The sequence below is a fragment of the Halorubrum sp. SD612 genome (assembly GCF_002135005.1).
Genome location: NZ_NEWI01000180.1, coordinates 1 through 4,365 on the forward strand (window position 1 = coordinate 1; position 4,365 = coordinate 4,365).

Below are 4,365 nucleotides of genomic sequence, written 5' to 3' on the forward strand. Positions count from 1 at the left end.
CCGGACTGATCGTCTGCTCGACCGACGCGAAGGACGACCGGGTCGAGCCGCTGGGGCTGGTCGACGTCTCCGTCGACCGCAACGCGTTCGGCCGGCAGAAGGACTCCTTCGAGGCGAAGGTCCCGGTCGCCGGGCTCGACGAGCCGTTCCACGCCGTGTTCATCCGCGCGCCCGCCATCGACGACGTGGGCGACGGCGTCGAGACGCTCGCGACCGTCGACGGGCGCCCGGTCGCCGTGCGCGACGGCCCCGTCGTCGCCACCGCGTTCCACCCGGAGCTCACCGACGACCCGCGGATCCACGACCTCGCCTTCTTCCCCGAGCGGGAGGTGGTCGCGTGAGCGATCCGACCGAGGGCGACGGTCCGAGTCTCGAACCCGACGAGGACCCGGACGTTCCGTCAGAGGCCGTCCTCGACGAGCTGTTCGCGACCATCGAGGCCCGGAAAGAGGAGCTGCCCGAGGGGTCGTACACGGCCTCGCTTTTCACCCACGAGAAGGGGGAAAACGCCGTCTTAGAGAAGATCGGCGAGGAGACGACGGAGGCGATCCTCGCGGCGAAAGACGACGACCGCGAGGAGCTCACCTACGAGAGCGCCGACCTCGTCTACCACCTGCTCGTGCTGTTCGCGATGAAGGACCTCGACGTCGACGACCTCCGCGAGGAGCTCCGCGACCGGTTTTAGGACCTAGCGCTCGCGTTCGAGCTCGCGGTCGATGTCGTCGAGCGCCTCCGTCTCTAACTCCTCGCCGATGCGGCGCTCGAACTCGTCCTCGCTGATCCGTCCCTCGACGTACTGCTCTCGGAGGCGGTCCTGTCGGCTGCTGCTGGTGCCGACCGAGGTCGACGAGCCCGAACCGATCGAGTCGAGCGAGTCGGTGCCGATCGAGTCCTCGCCGTCACCGAGGAGCCACGAGCCGGCTTTGTAAGCGACGTAGACGATTCCGGCGAGGACTGCCAAGGAGACGATCCCGGAGACGACTGCTGACACGAGACCCAAGATCGCCGAAACCACGCTCACGACGACGCTGACCCCGACCAACACCGCGATCGCGATCGCCGCGTAGTAGAGGGCCTTCTTCCCGTCCATGCCCCGGAATCGGGCGGCCGGCCGCAAATACCTTCTCCCGCGGATCCGCGGCGATGCGATCCGGGAGCGGTCGCCGTCGGAACGGTCGATCGCTACGGGGGCGGTTTTGAACGATTTCGGGAGTGGGTATCTCAGATCGGCGGCTTTGATGTAGCATTTAAATAGCCGTGAGCGACGGCGGCGATCGCTTATAAATGCGGCTGCGGTCGGCGCGCCTGCGAGCGGCCGGAGCGAAGCGGAGGCCGCGAGCCAGTCCGCGAGGGAGTCGCTGGCGGCTGTAGCCGCCAGCGACGAGGCTGGGGAGGCGTGAGGTGCTGTGCGGTTGCGGTGCGGGGTGGGACTCAAAGGGGCAGTCGCGATAGCGAAGCACGCCGCAGCAAGCAGCGTGGCGCTGCGCGCCACGGGCAGCCGGCGGCGAAGCCGCCGGCGACACCGCAAGGAGCGAGTGAAACGAGCGACTGAGGAGCACAGCAAGGCGCGCGAGCCGTCGCGACTGGGGCTTTGAATGCGTTCACCACAGCAGCGTCGATCATTTATAAACAGCCGACAGCAACTCTCCGATTCTCTTTATAAATGGCCTCACTCACGACTTACGATACCTACTCCCGCTATCGCTCGTCGCCGCGTCTGTGCTGACCCGGTCCGAAATCGTATTCGCTGCGGGCTTCAACGCGGCCGCAGCCGCGGGCGAGACTTCCGGTTGGTCGGAGGCGGCGACCGCGAACTTTTGTCCGGGCGGCCGAACGCTCCACGTGAACGACGCCGTGAGCGACACCGACTCGGCCGGATACGGCGAGGGAGAGCGCTCGACCCGCAGAGCGGTGCTTCGGCGGAGCGGGTCGCTCGCGGTCGGCGCGGTCGCGGCGACCGCCGGCTGTGTCGACCGCGGGGGAGACGGGACGGGCGGAGAGCGCCTCGACCGCGATCCCGCCGATCCGCCGCTCGTCGCGCACCGCGGGTTCGCGGCCGAGAACCCGGAGAACACGGTCGCGGCGGTCGAGGCGGCGACCGCCGTGGTCGACCGGGTCGAACTCGACGTGCGCCGCTGCGGCACGGGCGAACTGGTCGCCTTCCACGACGCGACGCTCGACCGGGTGACGGACGCGACCGGACGGGTGGACGAGACGCCCTACGAACGACTCGCAGACCTCTCCGTCGAGGGCTCGGGCGAGCCGGTGCCGACGCTCGCCGACGCGCTCGACGCGGTCCCCGCGGACGCGCGGATCGTGCTCGACCTGAAAGAGCGGGGGGTGGCGGCGGACGCCGTCCGGGTCGCCGCGAGTCGAGAGTTCGGCCTCGCCGTCGCGAGCGACGACCCCGCGGCGATCGAGGCGGCGAACGCGGCTGATCCGACCGTGTCGACCGTCTACGGCGTCCGCGAGTCGGTCCCGGCGCGGCTCCTCCGACCGCTGCTTCCGGGGCCTCGCGACGGCCCGCGGCCGCCGAGCCGGGCGTATCCGCCCCAAGACGTGGCCGGTATGGTCGAAACGGCGACCGGTCTGGGCTGCGCGGCGGTGTCGCCGCGGTACGAGCTGTGTCTGCGGACCGACGTCGTCCGGCGTGCGACGGACGCCGGGCTGCGCGTGCTGCCGTGGACCGTCTCCTCGCTCCGCGAGTACGAGGCGGTGGCGGCGGTCGACGGCGTCGACGCGGTGGTGTCGGACGTCTCCCGCGGGACCCGGGGGACGTGACGACCGAGGCGAACGTGTGGCGGGCGGGCGGCAGAAAGGTTATTCCTCCGGCTCACCTCGCCCGAGGAAATGGACCGAGACGCCGACGAGCGCGCCGACGCGCGGGGAGCCGAGCGAGCGGAGACCGGCCCGACCGAAGCGGCCAGCGGGACGACCGCGAACCGCGTCGACCGCCGGACGGTCCTCGGGGCGCTCGCGGGCGCCGGGAGCGCCGCGGTCGCCGGCTGCTCGGGCTCGCAACCGGAGGACGCGGCGACGACCGGCCTCGATCCGGACCGGCTCGACGAGCTCGCGGCGCGGTTCGCGCCGACGCTGTACTTCGACGCCGCGGAGCCGTGGTTCCCGACCGACCCGCGCCCGTACGCGGTCGAGGAGGACGGCGAGACGGTCGTCGACGGGTTCGCGGCGTTCGACGGCTACCACGAGCGGTACGACGAGGCGGGCGAGCCGCCGAACCCGACGGTGTTCTACAACGGGATGCGGTACGAGGACTCCCCGCTCGCGGTCGTCCAGTTCTGGTTCTACTCCGCGTTCGACCAGTTCACGGCGAACTTCCACTGGCACGACTGGGAGGTGCTCCACGCCTTCGTCGACCTCGACACCGGCGACCCGCAGCTGTACGTCGCCAGCTCGCACTCGCGGAGCGTCCCGAACAACGAGTTCCTCGACCCGGACGTCGTTCCCCGGATCCTGCCCGAGCTCGGCTCGCACTCCAGCACGCTCTCGGTCAACGAGATCCCCGACGGCTTCCGGCGCGTCGGCGAGGAGGGGCTGCTCGCGGACATCACGAACACCACGATCGACACGGTGGAGGACCTCCTCGGGGTCCCGATCGCGTACGGGCTCCCCCGCGACGAGGGGGCGCGGCTGCCGTTCGTCGTCCCCGAGTACGAGGGCGAGCCGATCTACGACCACCCCGACCTCCCGTCCGTCACCGAGGCGTCGCTGGTCGACGGGGACCTGACGATACGCTCGCTCGACGCGCTGCGCTCGCCGCCGACCGACCTCCCGCTCCGAGAAACCGGGATCGCCTACCGATACGGCGGGCGGTCGGGCGAAGACGGGACCGCCGACGGCGACGGGACCGGCGAAGACGGGACCGCGGACGCCGACGACGCCGCGCTCGCCGACGAGGTCGCCGAGTCGGTCGTCGAGTACGACCTCGTCGAGAGCGCCGATCTGGAGGATATCTCGGCGTTCACCGGTCCGCAGCTCAGCTTCGAGTTCGCGGTCCCCGAGGCCGTCGAGGACGCCGTCGCGGGCCACATCACGACGACCGGCGTCCCGTGGGAACAGCCGCGCTACGAGAACCCCGCGCTCGACGTCACCGCCGGGAACCACCGCTCCGAACTTGCGGCCCGGTACGACGCCATCGCCGACGACGAGTCGTTCGGCGCCGAGGCGGCCGGCGCGCTCGATTCCGTCGTCGCCCGCGTCACGCGGGCGACCGAGAGCGACGAGGCGCCGGACGGCGAGGGGCTGACGACGACCGGGGCGAGGCGCGAGGCGTCCGTGCTGACCGAGCGCGCCCCCGAGGCGGGGCCCGCGCTCCGCGGCGGCGGCGCGGCGGCGCACGCGCTCCCC

The 4,365-nt window shown here is 71.2% G+C and carries 4 protein-coding genes and 1 pseudogene; 4 read left to right on the top strand and 1 reads right to left on the bottom strand.

The features are described from left to right. On the top strand, window positions 1-341 hold a 341-nt coding region (gene pdxT / locus B9G38_RS14450; protein WP_143415486.1), incomplete at its 5' end, for a pyridoxal 5'-phosphate synthase glutaminase subunit PdxT. After that, a complete protein-coding gene (hisE, locus tag B9G38_RS14455; RefSeq protein WP_086220834.1) occupies window positions 338-685 on the top strand; it encodes a phosphoribosyl-ATP diphosphatase in 348 nt (115 codons plus the stop codon). The genes pdxT and hisE, both read left to right, overlap by 4 nt. A gap of 3 nt (window positions 686-688) precedes the next feature. Here hisE and B9G38_RS14460 read toward each other — a convergent pair whose 3' ends face one another. Next, window positions 689-1,090, bottom strand: coding sequence for a hypothetical protein (locus B9G38_RS14460; RefSeq protein WP_086220835.1), 402 nt, complete (start codon window positions 1,088-1,090; stop codon window positions 689-691). A gap of 752 nt (window positions 1,091-1,842) precedes the next feature. Here B9G38_RS14460 and B9G38_RS14465 point away from each other — a divergent pair. Then, on the top strand, window positions 1,843-2,781 hold the full coding sequence (locus B9G38_RS14465) for a glycerophosphodiester phosphodiesterase family protein (protein ID WP_233127220.1): 939 nt from the start codon (window positions 1,843-1,845) through the stop codon (window positions 2,779-2,781). A gap of 69 nt (window positions 2,782-2,850) precedes the next feature. Beyond that, a pseudogene (locus tag B9G38_RS14470) lies at window positions 2,851-4,365 on the top strand (hypothetical protein); the annotation flags it as partial.